Origin of the sequence: Thiocapsa bogorovii, from assembly GCF_021228795.1 — a bacterium.
GTDB classification, from domain to species: Bacteria; Pseudomonadota; Gammaproteobacteria; order Chromatiales; family Chromatiaceae; genus Thiocapsa; species Thiocapsa bogorovii.
This window is the reverse complement of the sequence record NZ_CP089309.1, coordinates 3,357,975-3,383,236: the sequence shown is the minus strand read 5'-3', so window position 1 is coordinate 3,383,236 and position 25,262 is coordinate 3,357,975. Positions and strand designations below refer to the sequence as shown.

Below are 25,262 nucleotides of genomic sequence, written 5' to 3'. Positions count from 1 at the left end.
TCCACGGGCAGGATCTCAGGGGACCCCGACACGGAACAACTGATCCACGATATGAAAACCGGCAACGTAGGTGCCGATCCCGGAGCCGAGGCTGCTGAAGAGAAACACCAGAAAGACCCTCGCGACACGGTTGCGCCACCAGCCGCGCAGCGTCACGACATCGAGACGCAGCCGCCCGAAATCCGAGACCCGGGGTTTACGCATCGACAGCTCGACCGCACCCGTCACCATACCCGCGCCGATGGTCGGGTTCAGCGATGTCAGCGGCGCGGCCAGAAACGCCGTAACCACCGTCAGGGGATGTCCTCCGGCGAGCAACGCGCCCAAGGCGGAAAGACCGCCGTTGATCACGACCCAAGCCGCGACCAAGCCCCACCCCAAGGTCGTGCTTTGAGAAAAACCAAAGGCGAAGCCGCCCAGGATCAAGGCGACCAGACACCAGGCCAAGATCCGCGGCCAACGGCTCGGCCGGGGGACCTCCTCGAGCGCTCGCGTGACCGCAGCGGGGTCTGCCGTATCCGTCTCCAACGACTCGGCGATGCCCTTCAGATGCCCCGCACCGACAACAGCCAAGACGCGCTTCACGCCTGTCCGCTCCGGCTCGCTGCGCAGCTTTGCAGCCATGTAGCGATCACGTTCCTCGATCAAGGGGACAAACAAATCCCGGCGATCATGGGCGAACTCGGCAAAGGTCGTCTCCAGGACATCGCCCTCTTTGAGCCGCTCGATCTCCTCCTCGCTGACCTTTTCCGAGGTCAGCATCGCGGCCAAGAGTCCCGTGAAGAGGGTGTAGCGCTTCCACCAGCCGAGATTCGCCGAGATACGTTTGAGCGTGACGCCGATCTCGCGATCGATCAGCAGGACCGGCAAACCCAATTCTTTGGCGACGCGGATCGCGGCGCGCTGTTCCGCACCGGGCTCGATCCCGAACTGATCGGCGAGGCGCTGTTGATAGGCCGACAAGGCAAGATTTGCGACGACCATATAGACGCGCTGTTGTCGGATAACCGAAAAGAGATCCATCTCGGACAGCGACTTGGGATCCATCAGTGCACTGAACCGACTGCGACACAGCTCCACGGCCACCGCATCGTACTCCCCGCTCTGCAGCAAGGTACGGACCTCTTCCTCGCTGGCACGCGAGACGTGCGCGGTCCCAAGAAGCGTGAGCCGCACATCGGCAACGGCGATCTCGCGTTTCGGCTCGATGGATTCAGGCATAGCGTTTAAGGATCGATCCTGGTCTGAAATCTCGGCCCGAAATGATACCCCAGATCAGGTAGCGGACCCCGACGTTGGTCGCGCAGGGCTTCGCTTAGGAACGGCTCAAAAAGGTGCATCGACGAGGCGTAGCAGTCCCTACGGCGAAGAGGCGCAACGCCGGCCCGACGTGCGCGGGGCCAGCAATGCGGCGACAAACCCGCGTGCTCTCGGTATATCATGCCCACCGACATGAGATCGATGACCGAGGGCGCGATGGCGCAGCCGAAAGGATCAACGCAGTGGCCGAGCTCGCCGGGGTGCATGCCCGGCTTCGGCCCCCTGCTGCTCGCCGCGCTTTTGACGAGCCTGGTGGGCGTCGGATGCGCAGCGGTCGAAAAGGACCGCCGCGCCTTGGCGCTACAAGCCGCCACCACCGGCTATCAATCCGCCCTGCGCTGGGGTTATTACGAGACGGCGCTCGGATTCCTGCATCCGGATCAACGCAAAAGCGGGGAGCTTCCCGAGGCATTCTCGGAGCTGCGCATCACCGGCTACGACGTGACCCTACCTCCGGTCGTCCAAGCGGACGACAGCGCCACTCAGGTCGTCGTCATCGACTATCTGTTCGAAGACGCGCAGGTCGTCAAGCAGTTGACAGACCGACAGGTGTGGCGTTGGGACGCGGCGACCAACACCTGGTGGCTGGAATCGGGCCTACCGAGGTTCGCCTCGGTCGGCCAAAGCCGAGCCACCCGCTAGCGCGACACATGGGCACCAATCCCGGCCTCGGGCCCGCCACGCGTTTCCTGGTTGCCCTCGCGGCCTTCATCATCGTCGTCGCGGGGATGCGGGCGGCGGCGTCTCTGATGACGCCTTTTCTGCTCGCCGTCTTTATCGCCGTCATCGCGACGCCGCCGCTGCGCACGCTGCGCGAGCGGGGTGCGCCAAACTGGGCCGCGATGCTGCTGGTTGTCCTGGCGATTGCCGGCCTGGGAAGCGTTCTTGCGATCCTGGTCGCGGGGTCGCTCGACGGCTTCAATGCCAGCCTCCCGGAGTATCAGGACCGCCTGAAGCTGTTGATCGACGACCTCGCACGATGGCTCGACGGCATCGGTTTCCATACCTCGCGGGAGGCGCTGCAGACCTATATCGACCCCGCACGTGTCTTGGAGATGGCGGGAGACCTGGTATCCGGACTCAGCGGGGTCCTTGCCAATGCCTTTCTCATCCTGCTGACCGTGGTCTTCATCCTGCTGGAAGCGGCCGGGCTGCCGGCCAAGCTGCGGGCCGCACTCACCTCGCCGGAGACCTCGACCAAGCAGCTGCGAGTCGTCCTCGACAGCATCAACCGCTACATGGGGATCAAGAGCCTGACCAGCCTAGGAACCGGCCTCGTGATTTGGGCCTGGTTGACAATCCTCGGGGTGGATTATGCGGTGCTTTGGGCCTTGATCGCCTTTCTGCTGAACTTCGTCCCCACCATCGGCTCCATCCTGGCCGCGATTCCGGCCGTATTGCTTGCGCTCGTTCAAATCGATCTGCAGAGCGCACTGCTTGTTGCACTGGGCTATTTAGTGGTCAACACCCTGGTCGGGAGCATCCTGGAGCCGAAAATCATGGGATACGGGCTCGGACTCTCCACCCTGGTGGTCTTCGTCTCGTTGGTGTTCTGGGGATGGGTTCTGGGACCGGTCGGCATGTTTCTGTCGGTACCGCTGACCATGTCGCTCAAGATCGCGCTGGACACCAACCCGCAAACGCGGCCGATCGCCATCCTGCTGGGGCCCGAGATCAGGGAGCCGCAGCGCGATCCTCAGATCCGGCATCTCGATTGAGCACCGGGCAGGGCGCTCCGTCATCTCAAGGACCGGAGGCCAACTTCAATCCCACGATGCCCAGAACGATCATGCCGACGAAGAAGAACCGCAGGAAAGTCGCCGGCTCGGCGAACAGGACAATACCGATGACGAAGGCCCCGACAGCACCGATACCCGTCCAGACGGCATAGGCCGTGCCCATGGGAATGCTCTTCTGTGCGACGAGCAAGCAGGCGCCGCTGGCCACGATGCAGATTACGGCGAAACCGATCCAGCCCCAGCGGAGCCCCGACTCGGTCATCCCGAGCTTCAAGCCGACGGGCCAGCCCCATTCGAAGATACCGGCAACAACAAGAAAGAGCCAAGCCATAAGCGACACCCTACCGAGATCTTCACGCAACGATGCAACCTGGATCCGGCAGCTGAACGGCCCTGAAGTGCCTTCCACGCGGGAGCGGGGAGGAAACCGAGTCCGCGTCGCCGCGCCGGCAACGTATACCGGATGACGCCCGCCCGACGCCCGCGCGGAAGGTGTCCCGAAGGGTTTCTGCAGCCCGCTGCTCAGGCGTCGGAGAACATCGCCTCGAGACGTTCGATCTCGGCGCGCACTGTTTCGGAGACCGAATCCTTCATGGCCGACAACTTGCTCATGAGCTCACGCGCCATGTCCTCCTTATCCTCCGCCAGGAAGCTCTTGACCTGCTCGATCATCTCCTTGGCTTCCGTCTCGGCGCGCTCGCCCACGACCGAGGCCTGTTCCATCGCCGACGCCGCAGCCTCAGAGGCGGTATCCTTGGCGGCAGTCGCGGCCGCGCCGACACGATCGGAGGCATCCTTGGCCGTCTCGACCGCCCGATCGAGCATCGTCGGCTCCTGTGCGGGCGGAGCGGCAGCCTCCTCGACCGGCGCTTGGTCTTGTCCGCAAGCAACGAGCCCGATGGTCGTGCATGACACGATGACGGCCGTGAGGATCTGTCTCTTCATCTCGGTCACTCCCGCGTTTGTTGAGGGACGGTCAGTATACTGAAACCACCCGTCACCGCGCAGCCGGACACATCGCTCGCCGCCGCGACCGCGCATGATGGCGACATGCTCGGATTTCGCCGGGCGCGGGCGTCGGGTGCGCCACCCCGACACGGCGAGTACGTCGGAACCCCGCGAGCATGAGATCACCGTTGCCCGTTCGCCACACTCGAGGACCTGCCTTCATGAGCAACCTGCTCGCCGTCTTTTTCCTTCTTTTGCTCGGCTGGTTCTGGCTCGACAGTATGCGCGCACGCGAAATCGCAACGGAGGTCTGCAAAAGCGCGTGCAAACAACGGGAGCTTCAATTTCTAGATCAAACGGTCGCCTTGCGGCGACTTGGTCTCGCCTGGCGGTCGGAAGGCTTGAGGCTGCGGCGCGTCTATCGCTTCGACTTCAGCGAGGAAGGCGTCGGACGCCGCAGCGGCTATCTCGTGATGCGGGGAATGGCGCTCGAGGATCTCAGTTTCGGCCTGCCGACACAGACGCAGGACGCCTGACCCGCTCCGAGAGGGACACGCGGCGCCTCCACGGGGTTTGGGCTTCGCGTTCACCCGGTACGCCGCGACGCGGTTCAGGGTGCTGGGGCTGTGTCGGCCGCAGCGCTCATCGGGTCACGCTTGACGTGGGAATCCGGGTCGCGTCGACCAAGGGGGCAAAGACGAGGTGAAGAGCTTACTTGACGACCTTCAGCGTCGGACCGCCAGCCTTCTTTTTTCCTTTTCCCGACGGTGATTTAGGCCCTTTGGGTTCCTGAATCATGCCCTGAGGCCGACCGACCGATCGCGGCTTGCTTGGGCCCTGCTCGAGGGTCGCATCGGAATCGATCTCGGGCTCGCCGGGAAGCGGATAGGCCAGCTCGGGGAAGACCATCCCCTGACCGTTTTCGCGCGTGAAGATACCCAGCACCGCTTCGACGGGAAAATAGACGTCGCGTGCCACACCGCCGAAACGCGCGTTGAACTCGATCTGATCGTTTCCCAGGACCAGCGAACGCACCGCACTCGGCGAAAGATTCAGCACCAAACGCTCGTCCTCGACGAACTCCTTCGGCGCCTGGACACCGGGGTAACGGACATCCACCACCAAATGGGGCGTCATATCGTTGTCCAGGATCCACTCGTAGATCGCCCGGATCAGATAAGGTTTGGTCGAGGTCATCGTGTCGATCTCACTTTCCATCGAGCCCTCCATCAGGACACGTCCGCGATCATCTCCTTCTCGGCCTCGGTGAGGCTCTTGCGAAAGGCGTCGCTGGCAAAGATGCGTCGCATGTAAACCCGCAACGCCTCGGCCTGAGGCGGCAGCTCGATGCCGAGAACAGGCAGGCGCCACAGCAGCGGTGCGATGCAGCAATCGACCAGAGAGAACTCGTCGTTCATAAAGAAGGTGTGAGCACCGAACACCGGCGCGGTCACAACCAGGCTCTCGCGCAGCTCCTTGCGCGCCTGTTCCGCTTCCGCCGGGCTCCCCAGCCGAATACGACCCATCAGGGTGTACCAATCGCGGTCGATGCGATACATGAACAGCCGGGCGCTGGCACGCGAAACCGGATCGACGGGCAGCAAAGGAGGATGAGGGAAGCGTTCATCCAGATACTCCATGATAATCCGCGACTCGTAGAGTCGCAGATCCCGATCGACGAGCGTCGGCACGGTCCCGTAAGGGTTGAAGTCCATCACCTCGTCCGGCAGGTCGTTTGCATCGACATCGACCACGTCGACCGCGATACCCTTCTCGGCGAGCACCATCCGAACACGGTGGCAATAGGGACAGGTGGGATCGGAAAATAGCGTCATCACGGATCGTCTACTCGCAGCCACAGCCATTCTTCCCTTCTCCAGCGTGTGGACAAAGCCCGGTCGGGCCCGAGGAACAGGTATCGCCGACCATCCGGGTCAGCTGCCTTGAGCATTGCGCTCATGAGTGAACAGTGCATCGCGGGTCGCGGCCCGAAACCGGGTGCTCCGGCCCGAACCGTCAAAAAGAGAGGAGCCGCATCGGCCTCGATGGATCGAGACCGATGCGGCGCGCGACGATTCTCAGTGAACGTCTTTCCAGTATTCCTTCTTCAGAGCATAGGCCACGATGAAAAAGAGACCCAGGAACAGCAAGACATAGATCCCCACCCTGCGCCGCTCCATCTGGCTCGGCTCGCCCGCGTAGGTCAGAAACGCGGTGATGTCCCTCACCATGTTGTCGTATTCCTCGGGGGCCAGACTTCCGGGCTGGGTGAGTTTCACACCGGCGATGGTCGGCTCGTGACCGGCATGCTCTTCCACGATCGCTTCCTGCGTCCCCTGCAGATCACCCAGAACGTGAGGCATGCCCACCAGAGGGAAGATCACGTTGTTCACGCCGTACGGCCGCGTAGGGTCAGCATAGAAACTCTTCAGATAGGTGTAGACCCAGTCCGGGCTGCGCCAGCGCGTCACCAACGTGAGGTCGGGAACCGCGGTGCCGAACCAGACTTCGCCGTCTGCGGGCCGCATCGCGTTCTTCATCATGTCGGTCGGCTGTGCGTCACCAAACAAGAGGTTCTCGCGCAGCGACTTGTCATCGATTCCCAGATCGTCCGCCATGCGTGAGTAACGCATGTGGCTGAGCGAGTGACACGCCATGCAGTAGTTGACGAAATACTTCGCCCCGCGCTGGAGTGATGCTTGATCGCTGAGATCGATGTCTGCCTTCTCCAACTCGACATGGCCGCCCGCGGCGAAGCCGACGGCGGGCATCAACAGCGCCAAGGTGGCAATGATCAGCTTTCTCATGAGGTCACCCTCTCCGGAACGGGCTTGGTCTTGTCGATCGAGCTATAGATCGGCATCAGCAGGAAGTAGGCGAAATAGAGCGACGTGAAGATCTGCGCCAGCAGGGTCAAGAAAGGATCCGCAGGTTGCAGTCCCAGCCACGCCAAGACGACGAAGGACACCGCAAAGACCCCGGTCATGACCTTGAAGATCGGACCCTTATAGCGCATCGACTTGACCTTGCTGCGGTCAAGCCAAGGCAGCGCGAAAAGGATCAAGATCGCCGCGAACATCACGACAACGCCGGGGAACTGCGACCCCCACATCGGCGGCACTGCCCGCAGCATCGCGTAGAAGGGCGTGAAATACCAAACCGGCGCAATATGCGCAGGGGTCTGGAAGGGATTGGCCGGCTGGAAGTTCGGCGCCTCGATGAAGAGTCCGCCCATGGTCGGGGCGTAGAAGACGATGGCCGAGAAGATCGCGAGGAACACGACCACGCCGACGAGATCCTTCACCGTGTAGTAGGGGTGGAAGGGGATCCCGTCCGCCGGTGCCTTGTCGCTCCAGCGGTTGCCCTTCGGACCTTCCTTGATCTCCACGCCGTCCGGGTTGTTGGACCCGACATGGTGGAGTGCGACGATATGCAGAAACACCAAGGCCGCCAAAACGAACGGTAAGAGGAAGTGGAAGGCAAAGAAGCGGTTGAGCGTCGTATCCGAGATGACGTAATCACCGCGTACCCAGACGGCAAGATCGTCGCCGACCACCGGGACCGCCGCGAACAGATTCACGATAACCTGTGCACCCCAGAACGACATCTGTCCCCACGGCAGGAGATAGCCGAAGAAGGCGGTAGCCATCATCGCCAGATAGATCACGACGCCGATGATCCAGAGCAGCTCGCGCGGCTTGCGATAGGAGCCCCACAGCAAGGCACGAAACATGTGCAGATAGATCACGATGAAGAAGGCCGATGCACCTGTGGAGTGGATGTAACGGATCAACCACCCCCACTCGACATCGCGCATGATGTACTCGACCGACGCGAACGCCTCGGCGGCAGACGGTTTGTAGCTCATCGCCAACCAGAGGCCCGAGACGATCTGGATAACAAGCGTCAGGATCGCCAGCGAGCCGAAGAACGACCAGAAGTTGAGATTTTTCGGGGCGTAGTACTCTGAAAGGTGTGCCTTCCAGGTCTCCGTCAGCGGGAATCGCTTGTCGATCCAGCTGAGGTTCTCGGACTTTTCTGCGCTCATCAAGCAGCTCCTCGATCCTCACCGACCAAGATGGTGGTGTCATTGATGTAGGTATGCACAGGAATCACCAGATTTGTGGGGGCCGGAACACCCTTGTACACCCGGCCGGCAAGGTCGAACCTGGAGCCGTGGCAGGGACAGAAGAAGCCGCCGCGCCATGCTGCTCCCATATCGTCGGGGGCGAACTCCGGCCGAAAGGTCGGGGAACAGCCCAAGTGCGTGCAGATCCCGATGACGACAAAATATTGCTCTTTGATGGAGCGCGTCGCATTTTGACAATACTCGGGCTGCTGCGGCACGGCGGATGCCGGATCGACCAACTGGCCGTCCAGTGTCGGCAATGCCTCGAGCATCTCCGGCGTGCGGCTCACGACCCAGACCGGTTTACCGCGCCATTTGACGCGAAGAATCGCGCCCGGTTCCAGCTGACTGATATCGGCCTCCACCGGCGCACCCGCCGCACGCGCCTTGGCGCTCGGGTTCATCGACGCGATGAAGGGAACGAGGGCGAAGCCGGCTCCGACGGCTCCGACCACGCTGGTCGCGGCGACAAGCACGCGCCGCCTGGTTTTGTTCACGCCTTGTGCGCTCATAAGCCACTACCCCCGGCTGGCGCGAGCCCCCTGAACAGCTGATCCGCTGACGGCTCACGCATGATCATGAATAAGGAAGATCAGAATATACCGATTCTCTGCAAAATCGACCGGGCATTGTCTTGTATTCCGGTCGGATCGGTCAAGACAAAGCCGCACGGACTCAGAGCCGTTTTCCGCTCAGGCCGGGTTGTCGATGTCGATGAACCGATGCTCCAACCCGAACCGTTCTGCAAGGTGCCCGCCTAAGGCCTGGACCCCGTAGCGCTCGGTCGCATGATGGCCGGCCGCGACGAAGGCGATCCCGAGCTCACGCGCGGCGTGAGTCGTCTGCTCCGAAATTTCGCCGCTCAAGTAGGCATCGACACCCAGCGCGGCCGCCTGCTCGATGTATCCTTGCCCGCCGCCGGTGCACCAGGCGATTCGATCGATTCGCTCGCGACCCGCCGCAATCAGCGTCGCGTGGCGGCCCAAACGCTCCGAGACCTGCGCGGCGAACGCATCCGGCGAGCACCCGAGACTCAAGCGCCCGGACCACAACAGTCCTCGGCGGTCCGCCGCGGGTTCGGCATCGACCCATCCGAGCCGGCGAGCCAGGGCGGCGTTGTTGCCCAACACCGGATGTGCGTCGAGAGGCAGATGATACGCGATCAGGCTGGCCCCGGCCTTGAACAATTGCCTTGCACGCCGCCCCTTCATGCCGACGAGACAGGGAGGCTCGCTCTTCCAGAACCACCCGTGGTGGACGAGAATCGCGTCCGCACCCCATGCGGTCGCAGCCTCGATCAAGTCGGCGCTTGCCGTCACGCCGCTGGCCAACCGCGTGATCGAGCGTTCGCCTTCCACCTGTAAGCCGTTCGGTGCGTAGTCGTCGAAATCACCCGCGGCGAGGAGACGGTCGCAGTAGGCGACCAATGCGTCAGGATCGACCATCGTTTAGAATCACGCTCGGAGGAACAGCCGATCTCTCGGCTCCATCGCCGGAGACCCCACGGCTGCCCAATGGCTGCTTAGCTTAATCGGATGATCAAGACAGGTCCAACCACCCTTCTGATTGTGGCCGTCATCGGCGGAGTCTCGGGTTCGGTGCTCACGCTCTCGCTGGCTCCGCCCGGCGCGAACAAGTCGTCGCCGCAAACGACAAAGATCGCAGAAGCGACCGGCAGCGACCTGCCGACCTTCGCAACGGCGGTGTCGCGGGTCGCCCCCGCCGTCGTGAGCATCTTTGCGACACAGGCCGAGCCCGCTGCACCGCGTGCGACCCTGCCGCCCTATCAAGGACACCGCCACGGGCCATCGGGGGCAGCCCCCGCCCGCACCGGGCTAGGCTCCGGCGTCATCCTGTCGCCCGATGGTTTCATCCTGACCAATCGCCATGTCATCCAGGACGCAGATCGTATCCGCGCGGTGCTTGCAGACGGGCGCTCGCTTGAGCTCGCCCTGGTCGGAGTCGATGCGGATACGGACCTCGCGGTTCTAAAGGCCGATGCGCAGGGACTGACCGCGGCGCCGATCGGGCGCGCACAGTCCCTCCGTGTCGGCGATCTCGCCTTGGCGATCGGGAATCCTTTCGGGGTCGGTCAAACCGTCACCATGGGGATCGTCAGCGCGACCGGACGCGGCGAGCTGGGTATCACCGCCATCGAGCGCTTCATTCAGACCGATGCCGCCATCAACCCCGGCAATTCGGGCGGTGCATTGATCAATGCGCAAGGCGAGCTCGTCGGCATCAACACCGCGATCTTCACCGAAACCGGGACCGCCCAGGGCATCGGCTTCGCCATCCCGACCGAGATCGCGATCGACGTGGCGCGCTCGCTCGCCACGCAGGGTCAGGTCACGCGCGGATGGATCGGTCTGAGCGGGCGAAGCGTCACCCCGGAGTTGGCCGAGTCCTTCGGCCTGCGTGCCGGACACGGAGTACTCGTCGCCTCGACCCTACGCGACAGTCCGGCCGCGCAGGCCGGTCTACGTCCCGGAGACGTGGTGACCCGGATCGACGACCGAGACGTCGCCACGGTGCAGGATCTGCTCGACGCGGTCGCCGGCGCCGGCCCTCATGCCGCATTGAGCCTTGAGGTCTGGCGCGGCAGCGAGCGCATCCTGACCCGCGCCACCACCGACACCCGTCCGACGCCCGCGGAGTGATCCGGCCCCGAGGCCATCTGCCCCGCTCGCAGCGCTCGCGAGGGCATCAGCTCCCGTTGGTCGGCGCCATCGCGACCAGGCCATCCAAGGACGGAAGCACGCGCATGTCGAGCAAGCGCGACAGGGCATCGAGCTCGGGATAACGGCCAGACACCGCGCGCACATAACCGAGGGTACGCGGGATATCGGCGAGATAGTGCGATTTTCCGTCGCGACGATGCAGCCGCGCAAAGATCCCGCAGGCCTTGAGGTGACGCTGCACGCCCATGAAGTCCAGCCAACGCAGAAAACGCCCGAGATCCTCGTCTTCGAGCACGCCGCTTTGAGCGGCCAGGTGGAAATAGCCCGAAGCCCAATCGGTCACCCGCTCGGCCGGCCAGGCGATGTAGCAGTCGCGCAGCAGGGAGACCAAGTCGTAGGTGACGGGTCCCACCACGGCGTCCTGAAAATCGAGGATGCCCGGATTCCCGGTGTCGGTCAGCATCAGGTTGCGCGAGTGATAGTCGCGATGAACGCACACCCGCGGCTGCTCCAAGGCGCTCGCCACGAGCCGATCCTCGACGCGCGCGAGCGCCTCGGACTCCTCCGGGGCGAGCACCGGATCCGGCAGCAACCCCAGAAACCACTCGCTGAAAAGACCCAGCTCCCGGCGCAGAAAGGCCTCGTCGTAGCTCGGCAGGCCCTCCGTCGGACCACGGGTTTGGATAATCGCCAAGGCGTTCAAGGCGTCGCCGTAGAGCCGGTCGGCCGTGTCGTCGGTCAGCTCGCCGAGATACAGACGATCGCCGAAATCGGTCATCATGAGAAAACCGTCCGCGCGATCCTCCGCGTGGATCTCGGGCGTGTTGAGTCCGACCGCCCGCAACCGTCGCGATAGATCGGCGAAACGACCGCAGTCCTCGAGATCGGGTGGCGCATCCATCAACACGCGCGTCGTACCGCCATGATAGAGCCGCCAATAGCGACGGAAACTCGCGTCCGACGAGGCGGGCTGCAACTCGAAGTCCTCCGACCCCAAGATCCCCGCCGCCCAGCGGCGTATAGACTCATATCGATCAGACACGGACACCCCGATCAGTCGCGTCGGCGCCGCGGACCGACCGGCCCGCGACAGGTTCAAGATTGCTGAGCTTCTACAGATGTGCCATGGTTGCAGGTTAACGCGAACCCGTCCACCGATCCGAGGCCCGGACCTCGGACCGCCGCCGGCTAGAGTCGACCTGACATCCATCGTGCGCCTCGCTTCCCTGGCCATCATCCTCTATGCCGTCGCCGCGACTGCGGGCGCCGACGACCGCCCGGCGGACGAGACGAACGCGGCCGCGCAGGCCGGCCCGAGCCTTGTCCTCGATACGGTCGGTGCCAGCGCCGGCCAACCCGATGGCGCGCCCGATGTCGGGATCTCGGATCCGAGTACTCCGGCGTCGAGTGTCGCAACCGTCGCCGTTCCCGTGACCCTGCCACCGCTGCAGCCTCTGATACCGGATCCGCAGGACGGTGTGCTGCAGGAGCTGGACCGCCGGGATCCGCAAGGCGACACGGATGAAGCTCTGCCTCTGCTCGCGTCCCCCGAAACCGGGGACGCGGAGGAACCGACCGTCGAATTCGCACCGCGCGCACTCGAGCTGCCCGCGGCCTGGGACCCGCGACTGCATGCGGATCTTCCCTGGGAGTTCTGCGGGCCCCGCTCCGGCGCAGCCGGGTTCACCGGGCCCGCGGCGCCGACGGGGACCGCGGGCATCCCTGTCGCGATCGTCGCCGATCGTGTCGACTACGACCGCAACACAGAGGTCATTGAGCTGCGAGGCGGCGTAGACGTCGTGCAGGCCGATCAACGAATGCTGGCCGATCGATCGACCTACGATCGACGCAGCGGTCGGCTCGACGCGAGCGGGGATGTCATTCTCGAAACGCCGGGGCTGCGCATCCAAGGGGACAAAGCCGATTACAACGTGCTGACCCGCCGGGGTACGATCGGCACGGCACGCTATCGCCTCTCCGGCAGCGCGAATCTGCTCGGCACTGCCGAGGAGGCGGAGATCCTCTCCGAGCAGCAGAGCCGCTTTCGCAATATCACCTACTCGACCTGCCCGCCCGGCAACGCGGATTGGTCGATCAAGGCGCGCGATCTCAAGCTAGATCAAGAAAGCGGAATGGGCTACGCCCATCATGCCCGAATCCGCATCGGCAAGATTCCGGTGCTCTACACACCCTACATCTTCTTTCCGATCGACGATCGACGTCGCAGCGGGTTTCTGATCCCGAGCTTCGGTTCGTCCAACACGACCGGCACCGACATCAGCATCCCCTACTATTGGAACATTGCGCCGAACATCGACGCGACCATCGCACCGCGCATCATGAGCACACGCGGCCTGATGCTGGGCACGCAGCTGCGTTATCTCGATCGCTTCCAGCAGGTGGAGATCAACGCCGAGGTGTTGCCCGAGGACCGTCGCGCCACCGAGCTCGGCACGCGCGGTGCGGTGCGGATCGAGCAAACCGGGCGGCTCGGGCCGCGCTGGGCGAGCGCGATCGATTTCGCATCGGTCTCGGATGATCAGTATCTGCAGGATTTCGGCAATCGTCTGGATGCCACGAGCCTGCGCAACCTGGTGCAGCGCGGCGATCTCTACTACTCCGGGAAGGGCTGGCGCGCACTCGCGCGCGTGCAGCAGTTCCAGACCATCGATGCTGCCATCACGCCGGCCAACCGCCCCTACGGACAGCTGCCGCACGTCGAACTGGACCTTCATCCCCGGCGTTGGAACGACCTGGTCGAGTACGGGCTCGAGGGTCAGTACGACTTCTTCGACAATTCGGCGCGCGTCCACGGCAATCGACTCGTCGCTGTTCCGACCCTGCGCATGCCGCTGCGTCGCAGCTTCGGGCATATCCTCCCGCGCGCACGACTCTACTACACGGGTTACGACCTGGTCGACGAAGCCGAGGGTGTCCCGTCGCGACAATCCTATGCGATCCCGAGCTTCGACATAGACGGCACCCTTGTCTTCGAGCGCAATACCGGTTGGTTCGGCACGCCGACACTCCAGACCCTGGAGCCGCGGATCTACTATGTGCTGACGTCCTTCGAAGACCAATCCAACGCCCCGTTGTTCGACACAACCCCGCTGGACTTCTCCTTCGCCAGCCTGTTCCGCCCCAACCGCTTCACCGGTTACGACCGAATCGGCGACGAAAACAGACTCACCGTGGGTCTAACCTCGCGCACCATCGCCAATCAAACCGGCCGGGAGCTGTTTCGCGCCAGTGTCGGTCAAATCTACTACTTCGAGGATCGTCGCGTGCAGTTGACGGGCGATTCGGTGGAAGACGATGTCCAATCCTCCGTCGCCGGTGAATTCGCTGCCCGCATCAGTAACGATTGGAGCGCACGGGCAAGCCTGCAATGGAACCCCAACGATACCGAGGCACCCTGGGAGAAACGGGTCCTGCAACTGAGATATGCGCCAACCGAAGGCAGCCGGCTGAACCTCGCCTATCGCTTCAATTACGGCGACCAACCGGACCTGCGCTACGAGGACACCGACCTCTCGTTGCAGGTACCTATCGGTTCACAGGTCAAGCTCGTCGGGCGCTGGCTCTACTCGCTGCTCAACGAGGAGACCGTCGAGGCATTCGCCGGCATCGAGTTCGGTCGCTGCTGCTGGCGCCTGAGGTTATTGGGTCAACATCTGCAAACCGGCAACGACAGCGGCAGCACCAGCCTGATGCTGCAGGTCGAGCTTGCCGGACTCGGCTCATTCGGAAACCAGATCGACACACTCCTGGAACGAGGCATCTATGGTTATCACTCGGATTAGACACGGACATCATCGAGCGAGCGCCTCTCGCCGCCGCGCCGCTGTCGGGTCGCTCCTCGCGTGTCTGCTGATCGCATCGGCGCCGGCAACGAGCCAGGTGCCTATCCAAGAGCTGGACGCCATCGTCGCCGTGGTCAACGACGATGTGGTCGTGCGCAGCGAGCTCGACACCGAAATCGACCTGATCCTGCCCCAAATGCAGAAGGCCGGTACGCCTCCGCCGCCGCGTCCTCAGCTTGAAAAGCAGGTGCTCGACCGGCTCATTCTCAAACGCCTGCAGGCACAGCGCGCTCGCGATCTGGGGATCCAGGTCGAGGAGGCCACACTCAACGAGGCCCTGACCAACATCGCCCAGCGCAACGGGCTGACCCTCGAAGAGCTACAGGCCACGCTCGAAGCGGGCGGGATTCGCTTCACCGATTTCCGCGAAGACACCCGCTCTCAGATCGTCACCAGCCGCCTCCAAAACCAGGAGGTGGTCAACAAGATCCAGATCACCGACCAAGAGATCGACCGTTTTCTCGAGCGCGAGTCGAGCCGCCTCATCGAGCGCGAGCAGGTCAAGCTGCAGCACATCCTGATCGCACTGCCCGAGAACGCGACCCCAGCCCAGGTCCAAGCCGCCGAGGCCAAGGCCACCCGCCTGGTCACGCGGCTGCGCGGCGGTGAGGATTTCGCCAAGGTCGCCGCCGCCGAGTCCGACGGACGCAACGCCCTGCAGGGCGGCGATCTGGGCTGGTTCGAGATGGGCGCGGTGCCGAGCCTGGTGAGCGAGCTCGCCTTCACCATGGCCGAAGGCGAGATCAGCGACCCGCTCAGCAGCCCCAGCGGCTATCACATCATCAAGCTCACCGAGATCAAGGCCGCCACCCCGGACGATGTCGTACAGACCAACGCCCGCCACATCCTGATCCGCACCAACGAGCTGGTCTCCGACGACGAAGCAAAACGGCGTCTGGAGCAGCTGCGCATGCGCATCATCGGCGGCGAAGACTTCGCGACCCTCGCCCGGTCGAACTCCGACGATACCGGCTCCGCGCTGAAGGGCGGCGACCTCGGCTGGGTCAATCCCGGCGACACCGTACCGGACTTCGAGGAGGCCATGAACGCCCTGCCCCCGAACGGCGTGAGCGAGCCGTTCCAGAGCCCTTTCGGCTGGCACATCGTCCAGGTGATCGAGCGACGCAACCAAGACCAAGAGGGCGAATTCATGCGGATCAAGGCCCGCGAGGCGTTGCAGCGGCGCAAGGCGGAGGAGGCCACCGAGGAATGGCTGCGTCAGCTGCGCGACGAGGCCTATGTGGAGATCAGACTCGACGAGGACGGGCAGTCGTGATCGCCGTCACACCCGGCGAACCCGCCGGGGTCGGTCCCGATCTGGTGGTGCGCCTGGCGCAGGATCCCCCGGACGCACCGCTGGTGGCGATCGCGGACCCGGAGCTGTTGGCCGAGCGCGCGCAACGGCTCGGGCTCCCTTTACACATCGACCGTTTCGAGCCCGGCGATGCGGCTCCTAAGGTGCAGGCAGGCCATCTGGCCGTCCTGCCGGTCTCCTTGCGGCAGCCGGTCATGCCGGGCCGATTGGACACCGCCAACGCGCCGTACGTGCTCGACACGCTGCGCATCGCCTGCGATGCCTGCCTGGAGGGGACCTTCGACGCCTTGGTGACGGGTCCGGTGCACAAGGGCGTGATCAACGACGCCGGACTGCCCTTTACCGGCCACACCGAATTCCTCGCCGAGCGCTGCGCAGCCGAGCCGGTCATGATGCTTGCCACGCCCGGTCTGCGCGTGGCCTTGGTCACGACACACCTGCCGCTGCGCGATGTGAGTGCCGCCATCACCCGCGAGCACCTGACCGAGGTGATCCGGATCCTCCACCGCGATCTGTCGAGTCGATTCGCGATCCCCGATCCACGCATCCTGGTCTGCGGGCTGAACCCGCACGCCGGCGAAGGCGGTCACCTGGGACGCGAGGAGATCGAGGTGATCGCGCCCGTCCTGAACACGCTGCGCGAATCAGGATGGCGCCTGATAGGGCCTGTGCCGGCGGACACCGCCTTCGTCCCGGACAAGCTCGCCCATGCCGACGCGGTCTTGGCGATGTACCACGATCAGGGATTGCCCGTGCTCAAGCACCTTGGATTCGGGCAGGCGGTCAACATCACGCTCGGACTGCCGATCATCCGCACCTCGGTCGATCACGGCACCGCGCTGGATCTAGCGGGCACGGATCGGGCGGATCTCGGGAGCCTGAAGGCGGCACTCGACATGGCCCGATCTTTGACCGGTAACGTTTCGGAACCAAAGCGAACACCCTGATTCACGGGTTCGTTGTTGATGGATCGCCGAGCCATCAGTGTGACGAGACCTCGGGAAGCAGTCGGCGAAATTCCTTCCTGACCACCTCGTAACACTCGCACACCCGCGCTTCCAGCCCCGGCCGATCCAATACGGTAATCCGGCCCCGGCGGTAGTCGATCAACCCGGCACGCTGCAAGCGTCCGGCGGCGTCGGTCACGCCTTCGCGCCGCACACCCAACATGTTGGCGATCAGCTCCTGGGTCATATGAAGCTCGTTGGAGGGTAGGCGATCGAGACTGAGCAAAAGCCAGCGACACAACTGCTGGTCCACGGTGTGATGACGGTTGCAGACGGCGGTCTGCGCCATCTGGGTCAGCAGCGCCAAGGTGTAGCGCAGCAACAGCGGCGGCAACACCCCTTGGCGATCCCCTCCGGTAGGCGCGAAAGCCTGCTTGAGCAGCTGTCCGCCAAGCCGATACGCCTCCCCGGCGCTCTGCACCACGGCACGATTCGGCATGGTCTCCCCGCCCATGAAGAGGGCGATGCCGACGATGCCGTCATTGCCGACCACGGCGATCTCCGCGGATGCGCCGTCCTCCATGACATAGAGGAGGGACACGATGGCGGTCGTCGGAAAATAGACATGGTTCAACTTGCCCCCGGACTCGTGGAGTGTCTGCCCGAGTTCCAGCTGGACCAGCTCCAAGTGCGTCAGCAGCTTTCGATACTCGGGTTCCGGCAAGGCGGCGAGCAGATGGTTTTGGCGCGGGCTCGGCGTGGCGATGGGCATGAGCGCTCTGCGGCGACCTCACTCTGGATCATCGGAAAACGATAGCACGGCACGCTTGGCATCGCCGCGCTATGTACGATTCCGAACAGAGATCCTCAGGTGTCTCCGCTACACTTGTCGGCAAGGTCGAGAGCAGATTTGCCAAGGCCGCGCCACCTGACCGAAAGACCGCCCGACGACCGTGCGGCAAGCGTGCCGACGCTGTCATCACCGACCCGGCGGAGAAAAGCCATGACCAAGACGAGGACCGGGGACGACGCCGCGCTCATTCCTGCGTTGCAAGTCGCGGCGCCGGAGCTCACGCAGCCGAAGCCGACAACGGCCGGCGCGAACCAGTACGCGGAGTCGTCGTCGCCCGAATCGCCGATCGCGACCGACGCGACCGAAGACCCGAATGCCACGGGGCCGCCGCCCGCGCGGAGCGCCGCGCCACCCTTCCCCGTCGTCGGCATCGGTGCCTCCGCCGGCGGCTTGGCCGCGTTCGAGGCCTTCTTCTCGGCCATTCCGCGCGATATCGAGACCGGCATGGCATTCGTACTGGTGCAGCATCTCGCGCCGGACCACAAGAGCATCCTCACCGAGCTGGTCAAGCGCTACACCCGCATGCAGGTCCAAGAGGTCGAGGACGGCATGCGGGTCGAGCCCGACTGTGCCTACATCATCCCGCCCAGCCACGACATGGCGCTGTTCAACGGCGCGCTGCGCTTGCTCGAGCCCACCGCACCGCACGGCTTGCGCCTGCCGATCGACTTCTTCTTTCGGTCCCTGGCACAAGACCAGCATGAGCGTGCCATCTGCGTCGTGCTCTCGGGTACCGGCAGCGACGGCACCCTGGGCGCGCGGGCGATCAAGGGCGAAGGGGGTCTGGTCATTGCCCAGGCCCCCAAGACCGCGGCCTACGACGGCATGCCGCGCAGCCTCATCGCGAGCGGTCATGCCGATTACGTCCTGCCCCCGGCGGAGATGCCGGCGCACCTCATCGCCTATGCGGCACAGGCCTTCGGCAAGGCAACCCGGCCGGTCGTGCCGTCGGCCACGCCCGAGGATGCGCTGACGAAGATCTGCATCCTGCTGCGCGACAAGACCCGCCATGATTTCTCCCAGTACAAGGAGACCACCCTGCGGCGTCGGATCGAGCGGCGCATGGCGCTGCATCGGATCGAGCGCCAGGCCGACTATGTCAGCTTCCTGCGTCAGGACCCGGGGGAGATCGAGGCCCTGTTCGGCGACCTGCTGATCGGCGTCACCAACTTCTTCCGCGATCCCGAGGCCTTCGCCGCCCTGGAGCAGGAGGTCATTCCGCGTCTGTTTGCCGGCAAGCCCGCGGGCGCGACCGTGCGGGTCTGGGTCTGCGGTTGCTCGACCGGCGAGGAGGCGTACTCCATCGCCATCCTGCTGCGCGAGCATCTGGAAACCCTGAAACAGACCTACAAGGTGCAGGTCTTCGCCACCGACATCGATCCACGCGCCATCGAGCAGGCGCGCACCGGGCTCTATCCCGCCAGCATCTCGGCCGACGTCTCGGCAGCACGGCTGGCGCGCTTCTTCTCGGAGGATGCGCAGGGGGGCTACCGTGTTCAGAAGGTGGTGCGGGATCTCCTGGTGTTCTCCGAGCAGGACCTGGTGCAGGACCCGCCCTTCTCCAGGATGGATCTCATCAGTTGCCGCAACCTGCTGATCTATCTCAACAGCGATCGACAAGCGCGCCTGATCGCGCTCTTTCACTATGCCCTGAATCCGGACGGCGTGCTCTTTCTGGGCAACTCCGAGACCGTCGGCGAGGTCCCGAACCTCTTTGCTCCGCTCAACCGTAAATGGAAGCTCTACAGCCGTCTGGAGCGACCTCGCGGCGCCTTCGTCCCGAGCTCGGTCATGCGCGGAATCGTCCCGCCGGCGTCGACCGGCGTCGCGAATCCCCTGCCGCCCGCGACGTCGGGCCGGGACAAGGGCAAACTCGATCTGCGCGCGCTGACCGAGCAGGCCCTGCTGCGTCACTGTGCCCCGGCGGGCATCCTCGTCAACGGCCGCGGCGAGATCCTGCATATCTACGGTCGCACCGGGCAGTACCTGGAGCCCGCCCCGGGCGATGCCGCCATGAACATCTTCGCGATGGCGCGCGAGGGCTTGCGACGCGATCTGACGACCGCGCTGCACCGCGCGGTGACGCACCGCGAGCCGGTCCGTCGCAGGGGACTGCGGGTGAAGACCAACGGCGACTTCAGCCGCGTCGATCTGACGGTGCGCCCCGAGCAGACGCAGCTGGACGGGATCCTGATGACGGACTTCTACCTGGTCGTCATCGAGGCGACTGCCGCAGTCGCTCCGGGCACGACCGCGCCGGGAGCAGCGCAGGGCGCCCCGGCCAGCGGCGACGGGGACACGGAGCAGAAGGTGCGCATCGCCGAGCTGGAGCTCGAGCTGCGCGCGAAGGAGGACTATCTGCAATCCACGCGCGAGGAGATGGAGACCTCCAACCAAGAGCTGAAATCGACCAACGAGGAGATGCAGTCGGTCAACGAGGAGATCCAATCCACCAACGAGGAGCTGGAGACCTCCAAAGAGGAGCTGCAGTCGGTCAACGAAGAGCTGGCCACCGTCAACGCCGAGCTCCAGACCAAGGTCGCCGATCTCTCGCGCGCCAACAACGACATGAACAACCTGCTCGCCGGAACGGGGGTAGCGACCCTGTTCGTCGACCACCAACTGCGGATCACCCGCTTCACGCCGACCGCGACCCGGCTGATCAAGCTGATCCAGACCGACATCGGCCGCCCGGTCGGCGACATCGTCTCCAACCTGGTCGACGGCACCGATCTCACGGACGACGTGCAGGGCGTTCTGAGCGATCTGATGCCCCGCGAGCACGAGGTCCAGACCCGGCAGGGCGCCTGGTACCTGATGCGGATCGGACCCTATCGCACCCTGGAGAACGTCATCGAGGGCGCCGTCATCACCTTCATCGACATCTCCGAGCGCAAGCGCAGCGAGGACGCGATCCGCGCGGCCCGTGCCTTCGCCGAAGCGATCGTGGATGCGGTGCGCGAGCCCTTGGTCGTCCTGGATGCGGACCTGCGGGTGGTCTCGGCCAATCGCGCCTTTTACCGCCACTTCCGTCTGAACGAAGCGGACACCCGAGACCGCCGGCTGTTCACGCTGAGCCATCACCGCTGGGACATCCCGGCACTACGGGATCTCCTGCAGGAGATCCAGGCGCAGGGCGGCAGCTTCGACGACTTTGCGGTGGAGCAGACCTTTCCGGACATCGGAGCGCGCTCGCTGCGGCTCAACGCCCGGCGCATCGACCCCGGCGAGGGTCAGCCGAGCATGATCCTGCTCGCACTCGAGGACGTCACGGCCGGCGGCGCGCCTGCCGCGGCGGACACCCCGTCACCCGAACACATCGACGCCCCGACAAGCCCGGATCGACCATGACCGCTCCCCATGATTCTGAAAACGGCAAGGATCCGGGCGATACTGGCAGCCCGCCGCGGGCACCCTCTCGCGAGGAAACCTCCGCACGGCTGCGTCGACAGGCCGAAGAGCGCCTGCAGACGGCCGATGAATCGGCACCCCGGGCGCTCGCGCTCGAAGAGGCCAAACGCCTGATCCATGAGCTGCACGTGCATCAGATCGAGCTCGAGCTGCAAAACGATGAGCTGCTGCGCACCCAAGAGGCGCTGGAAACCGCCCGGTCGCGTTACTTCGATCTTTACGATCTGGCGCCGATCGGCTACGTCACCCTGACCGAAGAGGGCATGATCCGGGAGGCGAACATCGCCGCCGCCGCCCTGCTCGAAACCCCGCGTGTCGGCCTGGCCGGCCGTCCACTGACCCGCTTCATCCGTCCGGAGGACCAGGACATCCTCTATCGGTGCAGGCACCGGCTTCACACCACGCGCGAGCCCCAAACCTGCGAGCTGCGGCTACGCGAGAGCCAAGGCGTCTCGCGCTGGGTCCGTCTCGACGGATGTCTCGAGCCCCATCGGATCGGCAGTCAAGGACACTGGCGGGCCACCATCAGCGACATCACGGCGAGCAAAGAGGGCGAGCAGCGGCTGCTCGACGCACAGACCCGGTTGAAACGGGTCGCAGGGATCGCCGACGTCGGCTTCCTGGAGTGGAATCCGCGCACCGGTGCCGTCGTCCTGCCACCCGCCGTGCACTCCCCGACCAGCGATGCGCAGGACGCCGCGGCCCCGCAGACCCTGGACGCTTGGCTGGCCCGGCTGCATCCGGAGGATCGCGAGCCTGTCCAAGCCGCCTTCGCCCGCTTCGCTACCGATTGCGAGGCGCCCCCTGAACTCCACTATCGCCGACGGGGGCATCAACACAGCGAGAACGGCGATTACCGCTGGTTCGCGGCCTATCTGGAGCCGATCATGGATGACCGGGGCCGGCTCGATCGGATCCTCGTCGTTCACCAGGACGTCACCCAACGCAAGGAATCCGAGGCGCGTGCACTGCACTTGGTGCAGCACGACCCCTTGACCGGGTTGCCCGGCCGCAGCCTGCTCGCGCCGATGGCCGCGCAGATGATCGCCGGCGCCGGCCGTGCGGGTAAACGCCTGGCGGTCTTGTTCGTCGACCTGGACGGGTTCAAGCCCATCAACGACAACTACGGACACGCGGCCGGCGACGAGGTGCTGCGGCAAACCGCGCAACGGTTGCGCGCGTCGTTCCGCGCCGACGACCTGGTGGCCCGACTCGGCGGAGACGAGTTCGTGATCGTCCTGTCCAACATCCGGGACGAAGACAACGCCGCGATCGCCGCCGGCACGGCCGTCGCCGCGCTCTCGCGCCCTTACAGGGTTGCTCAGCAGGAATTGACCTGCCTGCCCACGATCGGGATCAGCCTCTACCCCGACGACGCCACGACGATCGACGCCCTGATCAAGTGTGCGGATCTGGCCATGTACCACGCCAAGCAGGTCAGTCCGGGGCAGTTTCAGTTCGCCACGGCCGCGCTCGAGCGCCAGTCGCGCGCCGTCGCGGCACTGAAGGACGGCCTGCGCGAAGCGGTGTCGCAAAACGGGTTTCGACTCCTCTATCAACCGACGCTCGACCTGCGCAGCGGCGCCGTCATCGGGGTCGAAGCACTGCTGCGGTGGCCGCAAGCCGACGGCGGCGAGATCGCACCCTTGGTGTTCCTTCCGATCGCCGAATCGATCGGAATCATTCACGACCTCGGCGCCTGGGTGCTCCGGGAGGTCTTGCGCCAACACCGCGCTTGGCTGGCCGAGGGATTGCCGCCGATCGCCGTGACGGTGAACGTCTCGGGGCGTCAGTTCCGGCATCAGTCGTTTCTGCAGCGCATCACGGACGCACTGCACGACGGCGGGGTGGACCCGGCCCTGGTATCGCTGGCGCTGGGCGAGGCCACGCTGCTGCAGGACACCTCGACCTCGCGCCGTCTTCTGGACAAGCTGCATGCGCTCGGCGTGCGGGTGGCACTGGACGACTTCGGCGTCGGGGCCTCCTGCCTCGGCGAGATCAAAGACCTGCCGTTGGACGCACTGGAGATCAACCGGACCCTGGTGAAGGGTTTGGACGACAAGGCGCGAGCGCCGGCCATCGTCGAGACCATCGTGCGTCTCGGCCATGCCATGCAGATCAAGGTCACCGCGATCGGCGTGGAGACCGAGCCGGAGCTCGGCGCCGTGCGCGATCTGGGCTGCGACCGGGCACAGGGGTTCTATCTGGGCAAACCCATGACCGGTGACGGGCTGGCCGCCTGGTATCGCAGCCGGCCGCCTGTTCCCGGAAGCGACCCGTCCGACGCCGCGGCCGATGAAAGGTGACTTAACGCGCGATACCGGCGCGGCCGGCGCTGGTGGACTGCACTGCGCCTGTCCACCCTACGGATCGTATCGGGGACATGGCCGGGTTGATGAGAAAGGCCCGCCCTACGCTCAACGATGACTGCTCGTCGCGTATCGACGACTTGGTCTTTTTCTTGCTTTTTCATTAACCCATTTTAATAAAGAGCGATTCAAAACACCACAAAATATGCAGGATGGGAAGAGCGCAGCGAAACCCATCCCGTCACTCACCCCATCCACGGTTGCGCGCAATGATCTCGCAGTCCACGCAGCACCCGACGGAGCATCTCTCTTCTCGCGATTCGATACCAATAAACACAGCAAAGACGTCAAGAGAAGCTATACTGAATGTGATGGAGCACAGAGCACGCCATTCCGGTCGTGCTCATAACGCCGCAAGGTAGACAAGCGCCGTAGGGCGGACAAGCGCAGCGCAGTCCACCAAAGCCGTCGCAGGATTCAGCGGACCTCGTTCTCGCTCGTCCACCCGACCGGTCAATCATATCAACCCAAAAGGTCGTTCTAATGAACTGGAATCAAGTCCAAGGCAACTGGAAACAATTCACCGGCAAGGTCAGGGAGAAATGGGGAGACATCACGGACGACGACCTCGACCGCATCGCCGGAAAACGTGACGTTCTTGTCGGGCACATTCAGGAGAAATACGGCATTGCACAGGAGGAAGCCGAAAAACAGGTCAAGGAGTGGGAGGAGACCAACAAGCTCGACGAGCGGGTCGATTCACAGACCTGAGCATTCGGCCTCGTTCAAGACGGCTACCGAGCCGCGAACGGGGGTTCGGTCTCACGCACTAGAGGAGCAATCACATGTCACTCGGCACGATTCTCATCATCGTCCTGGTCCTCATCCTGGTCGGCGTCATCCCGACCTGGCCCCATAGCCGGTCTTGGGGCTACGCCCCGTCCGGCGTGATCGGCGTCATCCTCGTCATTCTGCTGATCCTGTTTTTGTTGGGTCGACTCTGAATCTGCAGATGCCGTCGGTCCGTTGGCCGCAAGCTGAACGGCCCGACGGATCCGCCCCCTATCACCACCGAGAGAGGCACCTGTTCCCGTGCATATGACCTATAAAGCAATTTTGATGTCGTCATTGGTCCTTGGCTTCGCGCTGGGATCGGTCGGTTGCGAGCAAAAGGGCCCGGCCGAGCAGGCTGGACAAACGCTCGATCGAACCGTCGAGAAGACAGGGGACAAGATGGAGGACATCAAGGATGCAGCCACGAAATAGCGAGGAGCGTGCCGGGATGAAACGACCCTACAACGTCGGCCTGATGACCTCATTGATCCTGGTTTTTGCACTGGGGTTGCTCGGTTGCGAGCAAGAGGGTCCGGCCGAACGGGCCGGGCAATCGATCGATCGAACGGCTGAAAAGGCCGGCGACAAGATGGAGGAGGCCAAGGAAGCCGCTTCCGAGAAGGCGGAGGAGGCAGGTGCCTATATCGACGACGCGGCGATCACCGCCAAGATCAAGGCGGACTTCTTAGCCGATCCGTCGCTCGAGGTGTTTCAGATCAGTGTCACGACGACCGACGGCGTCGTCACCCTCAGCGGCGAAGTCGACTCGCAGGCGAGTATCGACAGGAGCCAAGCTATCGCAAGCGGAGTCGAGAACGTCAAATCGGTGCGGAACGCGCTGATGGTCAAGGCCGCCGAATAGCGTTGCGACTCCATCTGAAAAACAGAAGGAACGAACCGCTCCTCGGAACGC

The 25,262-nt window shown here is 64.2% G+C and carries 23 protein-coding genes; 12 read left to right on the top strand and 11 right to left on the bottom strand.

The window, feature by feature from the left end:
* Nucleotides 1–15 precede the first annotated feature (15 nt).
* Nucleotides 16–1,221: a TraB/GumN family protein gene (locus LT988_RS15210; RefSeq protein ID WP_232406396.1), complete on the bottom strand. Its 1,206-nt coding sequence runs from the start codon at nt 1,219–1,221 to the stop codon at nt 16–18.
* 303 nt (nt 1,222–1,524) lie between these two features.
* Between LT988_RS15210 and LT988_RS15205 the strand changes: the two genes are divergently transcribed.
* Entirely contained in the window at nt 1,525–1,962 is a 438-nt protein-coding gene (locus LT988_RS15205; protein WP_232406395.1) for a hypothetical protein, read from the top strand.
* An 8-nt stretch (nt 1,963–1,970) separates the two neighbouring features.
* Nucleotides 1,971–3,038 (top strand): AI-2E family transporter, encoded by a 1,068-nt coding sequence (locus LT988_RS15200; protein ID WP_232406394.1) that lies wholly within the window; start codon nt 1,971–1,973, stop codon nt 3,036–3,038.
* Between the two features lie 25 nt (nt 3,039–3,063).
* Here LT988_RS15200 and LT988_RS15195 read toward each other — a convergent pair whose 3' ends face one another.
* Together LT988_RS15195 and LT988_RS15190 are read right to left on the bottom strand one after the other, a co-directional pair.
* The gene (locus LT988_RS15195) at nt 3,064–3,390 is read right to left on the bottom strand and encodes a DMT family transporter (RefSeq protein ID WP_232406393.1); all 327 of its coding nucleotides are present in this window, start codon (nt 3,388–3,390) and stop codon (nt 3,064–3,066) included.
* Nucleotides 3,391–3,581: 191 nt separating this feature from the next.
* Nucleotides 3,582–4,004: a hypothetical protein gene (locus tag LT988_RS15190; protein ID WP_232406392.1), complete on the bottom strand. Its 423-nt coding sequence runs from the start codon at nt 4,002–4,004 to the stop codon at nt 3,582–3,584.
* A 224-nt stretch (nt 4,005–4,228) separates the two neighbouring features.
* On the opposite strand from LT988_RS15190, the gene LT988_RS15185 reads away from it, so the two are divergent.
* Nucleotides 4,229–4,543 (top strand): DUF3301 domain-containing protein, encoded by a 315-nt coding sequence (locus LT988_RS15185; protein WP_232406391.1) that lies wholly within the window; start codon nt 4,229–4,231, stop codon nt 4,541–4,543.
* Nucleotides 4,544–4,718: 175 nt separating this feature from the next.
* Here the strand turns inward: LT988_RS15185 and LT988_RS15180 are convergent, their stop codons facing one another.
* The 6 genes from LT988_RS15180 to LT988_RS15155 form a co-directional block, all read right to left on the bottom strand.
* Nucleotides 4,719–5,225 carry a ClpXP protease specificity-enhancing factor gene (locus LT988_RS15180; protein ID WP_232406390.1) on the bottom strand — a complete coding sequence of 169 codons (507 nt, stop codon included), beginning with the start codon at nt 5,223–5,225 and terminating at the stop codon, nt 4,719–4,721.
* An 11-nt stretch (nt 5,226–5,236) separates the two neighbouring features.
* Nucleotides 5,237–5,872, bottom strand: a complete 636-nt coding sequence (gene sspA, locus LT988_RS15175) for a stringent starvation protein SspA (RefSeq protein WP_232406389.1) — start codon at nt 5,870–5,872, stop codon at nt 5,237–5,239.
* Nucleotides 5,873–6,085: 213 nt separating this feature from the next.
* On the bottom strand, nt 6,086–6,814 hold the full coding sequence (locus LT988_RS15170) for a cytochrome c1 (RefSeq protein ID WP_232406388.1): 729 nt from the start codon (nt 6,812–6,814) through the stop codon (nt 6,086–6,088).
* Entirely contained in the window at nt 6,811–8,055 is a 1,245-nt protein-coding gene (locus LT988_RS15165) for a cytochrome b (protein WP_232406387.1), read from the bottom strand. The genes LT988_RS15170 and LT988_RS15165 overlap by 4 nt, the downstream gene beginning before the upstream one ends.
* A complete protein-coding gene (petA, locus tag LT988_RS15160) occupies nt 8,055–8,648 on the bottom strand; it encodes a ubiquinol-cytochrome c reductase iron-sulfur subunit (RefSeq protein ID WP_232406386.1) in 594 nt (197 codons plus the stop codon). The genes LT988_RS15165 and petA overlap by 1 nt, the downstream gene beginning before the upstream one ends.
* Nucleotides 8,649–8,828: 180 nt before the next feature.
* Nucleotides 8,829–9,581, bottom strand: a complete 753-nt coding sequence (locus LT988_RS15155; protein WP_232406385.1) for a Nif3-like dinuclear metal center hexameric protein — start codon at nt 9,579–9,581, stop codon at nt 8,829–8,831.
* A gap of 90 nt (nt 9,582–9,671) precedes the next feature.
* Between LT988_RS15155 and LT988_RS15150 the strand changes: the two genes are divergently transcribed.
* On the top strand, nt 9,672–10,796 hold the full coding sequence (locus LT988_RS15150) for a S1C family serine protease (protein ID WP_232406384.1): 1,125 nt from the start codon (nt 9,672–9,674) through the stop codon (nt 10,794–10,796).
* Nucleotides 10,797–10,842: 46 nt separating this feature from the next.
* On the opposite strand, the gene LT988_RS15145 is transcribed toward LT988_RS15150, so the two are convergent.
* Nucleotides 10,843–11,859, bottom strand: coding sequence for an aminoglycoside phosphotransferase family protein (locus LT988_RS15145; RefSeq protein WP_232406383.1), 1,017 nt, complete (start codon nt 11,857–11,859; stop codon nt 10,843–10,845).
* Between the two features lie 169 nt (nt 11,860–12,028).
* On the opposite strand from LT988_RS15145, the gene lptD reads away from it, so the two are divergent.
* Genes lptD through pdxA form a run of 3 tightly spaced genes read left to right on the top strand, consistent with a single transcriptional unit; the run spans nt 12,029 to nt 16,942 of the window.
* Nucleotides 12,029–14,620 carry an LPS assembly protein LptD gene (lptD, locus tag LT988_RS15140; RefSeq protein ID WP_232406382.1) on the top strand — a complete coding sequence of 864 codons (2,592 nt, stop codon included), beginning with the start codon at nt 12,029–12,031 and terminating at the stop codon, nt 14,618–14,620.
* Nucleotides 14,601–15,956 (top strand): peptidylprolyl isomerase, encoded by a 1,356-nt coding sequence (locus LT988_RS15135; RefSeq protein ID WP_232406381.1) that lies wholly within the window; start codon nt 14,601–14,603, stop codon nt 15,954–15,956. The genes lptD and LT988_RS15135 overlap by 20 nt, the downstream gene beginning before the upstream one ends.
* A complete protein-coding gene (gene pdxA, locus LT988_RS15130; protein ID WP_408648009.1) occupies nt 15,890–16,942 on the top strand; it encodes a 4-hydroxythreonine-4-phosphate dehydrogenase PdxA in 1,053 nt (350 codons plus the stop codon). Before LT988_RS15135 ends, pdxA begins: the two co-directional genes overlap by 67 nt.
* 34 nt (nt 16,943–16,976) lie before the next feature.
* Here the strand turns inward: pdxA and LT988_RS15125 are convergent, their stop codons facing one another.
* The gene (locus LT988_RS15125; RefSeq protein ID WP_232406379.1) at nt 16,977–17,714 is read right to left on the bottom strand and encodes a Crp/Fnr family transcriptional regulator; all 738 of its coding nucleotides are present in this window, start codon (nt 17,712–17,714) and stop codon (nt 16,977–16,979) included.
* A gap of 231 nt (nt 17,715–17,945) precedes the next feature.
* Between LT988_RS15125 and LT988_RS15120 the strand changes: the two genes are divergently transcribed.
* From LT988_RS15120 to LT988_RS15100, 5 genes are all read left to right on the top strand, one after another.
* Nucleotides 17,946–21,146 (top strand): chemotaxis protein CheB, encoded by a 3,201-nt coding sequence (locus tag LT988_RS15120; protein ID WP_232406378.1) that lies wholly within the window; start codon nt 17,946–17,948, stop codon nt 21,144–21,146.
* Nucleotides 21,143–23,512 (top strand): putative bifunctional diguanylate cyclase/phosphodiesterase, encoded by a 2,370-nt coding sequence (locus LT988_RS15115; RefSeq protein ID WP_232406377.1) that lies wholly within the window; start codon nt 21,143–21,145, stop codon nt 23,510–23,512. The genes LT988_RS15120 and LT988_RS15115 overlap by 4 nt, the downstream gene beginning before the upstream one ends.
* 546 nt (nt 23,513–24,058) lie before the next feature.
* Nucleotides 24,059–24,286: a CsbD family protein gene (locus LT988_RS15110; protein ID WP_232406376.1), complete on the top strand. Its 228-nt coding sequence runs from the start codon at nt 24,059–24,061 to the stop codon at nt 24,284–24,286.
* 74 nt (nt 24,287–24,360) lie between these two features.
* Nucleotides 24,361–24,519, top strand: coding sequence for a DUF3309 family protein (locus LT988_RS15105; protein WP_232406375.1), 159 nt, complete (start codon nt 24,361–24,363; stop codon nt 24,517–24,519).
* 245 nt (nt 24,520–24,764) lie between these two features.
* Nucleotides 24,765–25,211: a BON domain-containing protein gene (locus tag LT988_RS15100; RefSeq protein WP_232406374.1), complete on the top strand. Its 447-nt coding sequence runs from the start codon at nt 24,765–24,767 to the stop codon at nt 25,209–25,211.
* Nucleotides 25,212–25,262 lie beyond the last annotated feature (51 nt).

Coding starts and splice junctions, on each gene's coding strand:
- LT988_RS15120 (WP_232406378.1), top strand. CDS start 17,946: ATGACCAAGACGAGGACCGGGGACGACGCCGCGCTCATTCCTGCGTTG.
- LT988_RS15155 (WP_232406385.1), bottom strand. CDS start 9,581: ATGGTCGATCCTGACGCATTGGTCGCCTACTGCGACCGTCTCCTCGCC.
- LT988_RS15205 (WP_232406395.1), top strand. CDS start 1,525: ATGCCCGGCTTCGGCCCCCTGCTGCTCGCCGCGCTTTTGACGAGCCTG.
- LT988_RS15170 (WP_232406388.1), bottom strand. CDS start 6,814: ATGAGAAAGCTGATCATTGCCACCTTGGCGCTGTTGATGCCCGCCGTC.
- LT988_RS15135 (WP_232406381.1), top strand. CDS start 14,601: ATGGTTATCACTCGGATTAGACACGGACATCATCGAGCGAGCGCCTCT.
- LT988_RS15185 (WP_232406391.1), top strand. CDS start 4,229: ATGAGCAACCTGCTCGCCGTCTTTTTCCTTCTTTTGCTCGGCTGGTTC.
- pdxA (WP_408648009.1), top strand. CDS start 15,890: ATGGCTGCGTCAGCTGCGCGACGAGGCCTATGTGGAGATCAGACTCGA.
- LT988_RS15200 (WP_232406394.1), top strand. CDS start 1,971: ATGGGCACCAATCCCGGCCTCGGGCCCGCCACGCGTTTCCTGGTTGCC.
- LT988_RS15115 (WP_232406377.1), top strand. CDS start 21,143: ATGACCGCTCCCCATGATTCTGAAAACGGCAAGGATCCGGGCGATACT.
- LT988_RS15150 (WP_232406384.1), top strand. CDS start 9,672: ATGATCAAGACAGGTCCAACCACCCTTCTGATTGTGGCCGTCATCGGC.
- sspA (WP_232406389.1), bottom strand. CDS start 5,872: ATGGCTGTGGCTGCGAGTAGACGATCCGTGATGACGCTATTTTCCGAT.
- LT988_RS15210 (WP_232406396.1), bottom strand. CDS start 1,221: ATGCCTGAATCCATCGAGCCGAAACGCGAGATCGCCGTTGCCGATGTG.
- LT988_RS15110 (WP_232406376.1), top strand. CDS start 24,059: ATGAACTGGAATCAAGTCCAAGGCAACTGGAAACAATTCACCGGCAAG.
- LT988_RS15125 (WP_232406379.1), bottom strand. CDS start 17,714: ATGCCCATCGCCACGCCGAGCCCGCGCCAAAACCATCTGCTCGCCGCC.
- LT988_RS15180 (WP_232406390.1), bottom strand. CDS start 5,225: ATGGAAAGTGAGATCGACACGATGACCTCGACCAAACCTTATCTGATC.
- LT988_RS15105 (WP_232406375.1), top strand. CDS start 24,361: ATGTCACTCGGCACGATTCTCATCATCGTCCTGGTCCTCATCCTGGTC.
- petA (WP_232406386.1), bottom strand. CDS start 8,648: ATGAGCGCACAAGGCGTGAACAAAACCAGGCGGCGCGTGCTTGTCGCC.
- LT988_RS15190 (WP_232406392.1), bottom strand. CDS start 4,004: ATGAAGAGACAGATCCTCACGGCCGTCATCGTGTCATGCACGACCATC.
- LT988_RS15165 (WP_232406387.1), bottom strand. CDS start 8,055: ATGAGCGCAGAAAAGTCCGAGAACCTCAGCTGGATCGACAAGCGATTC.
- LT988_RS15100 (WP_232406374.1), top strand. CDS start 24,765: ATGCAGCCACGAAATAGCGAGGAGCGTGCCGGGATGAAACGACCCTAC.
- LT988_RS15195 (WP_232406393.1), bottom strand. CDS start 3,390: ATGGCTTGGCTCTTTCTTGTTGTTGCCGGTATCTTCGAATGGGGCTGG.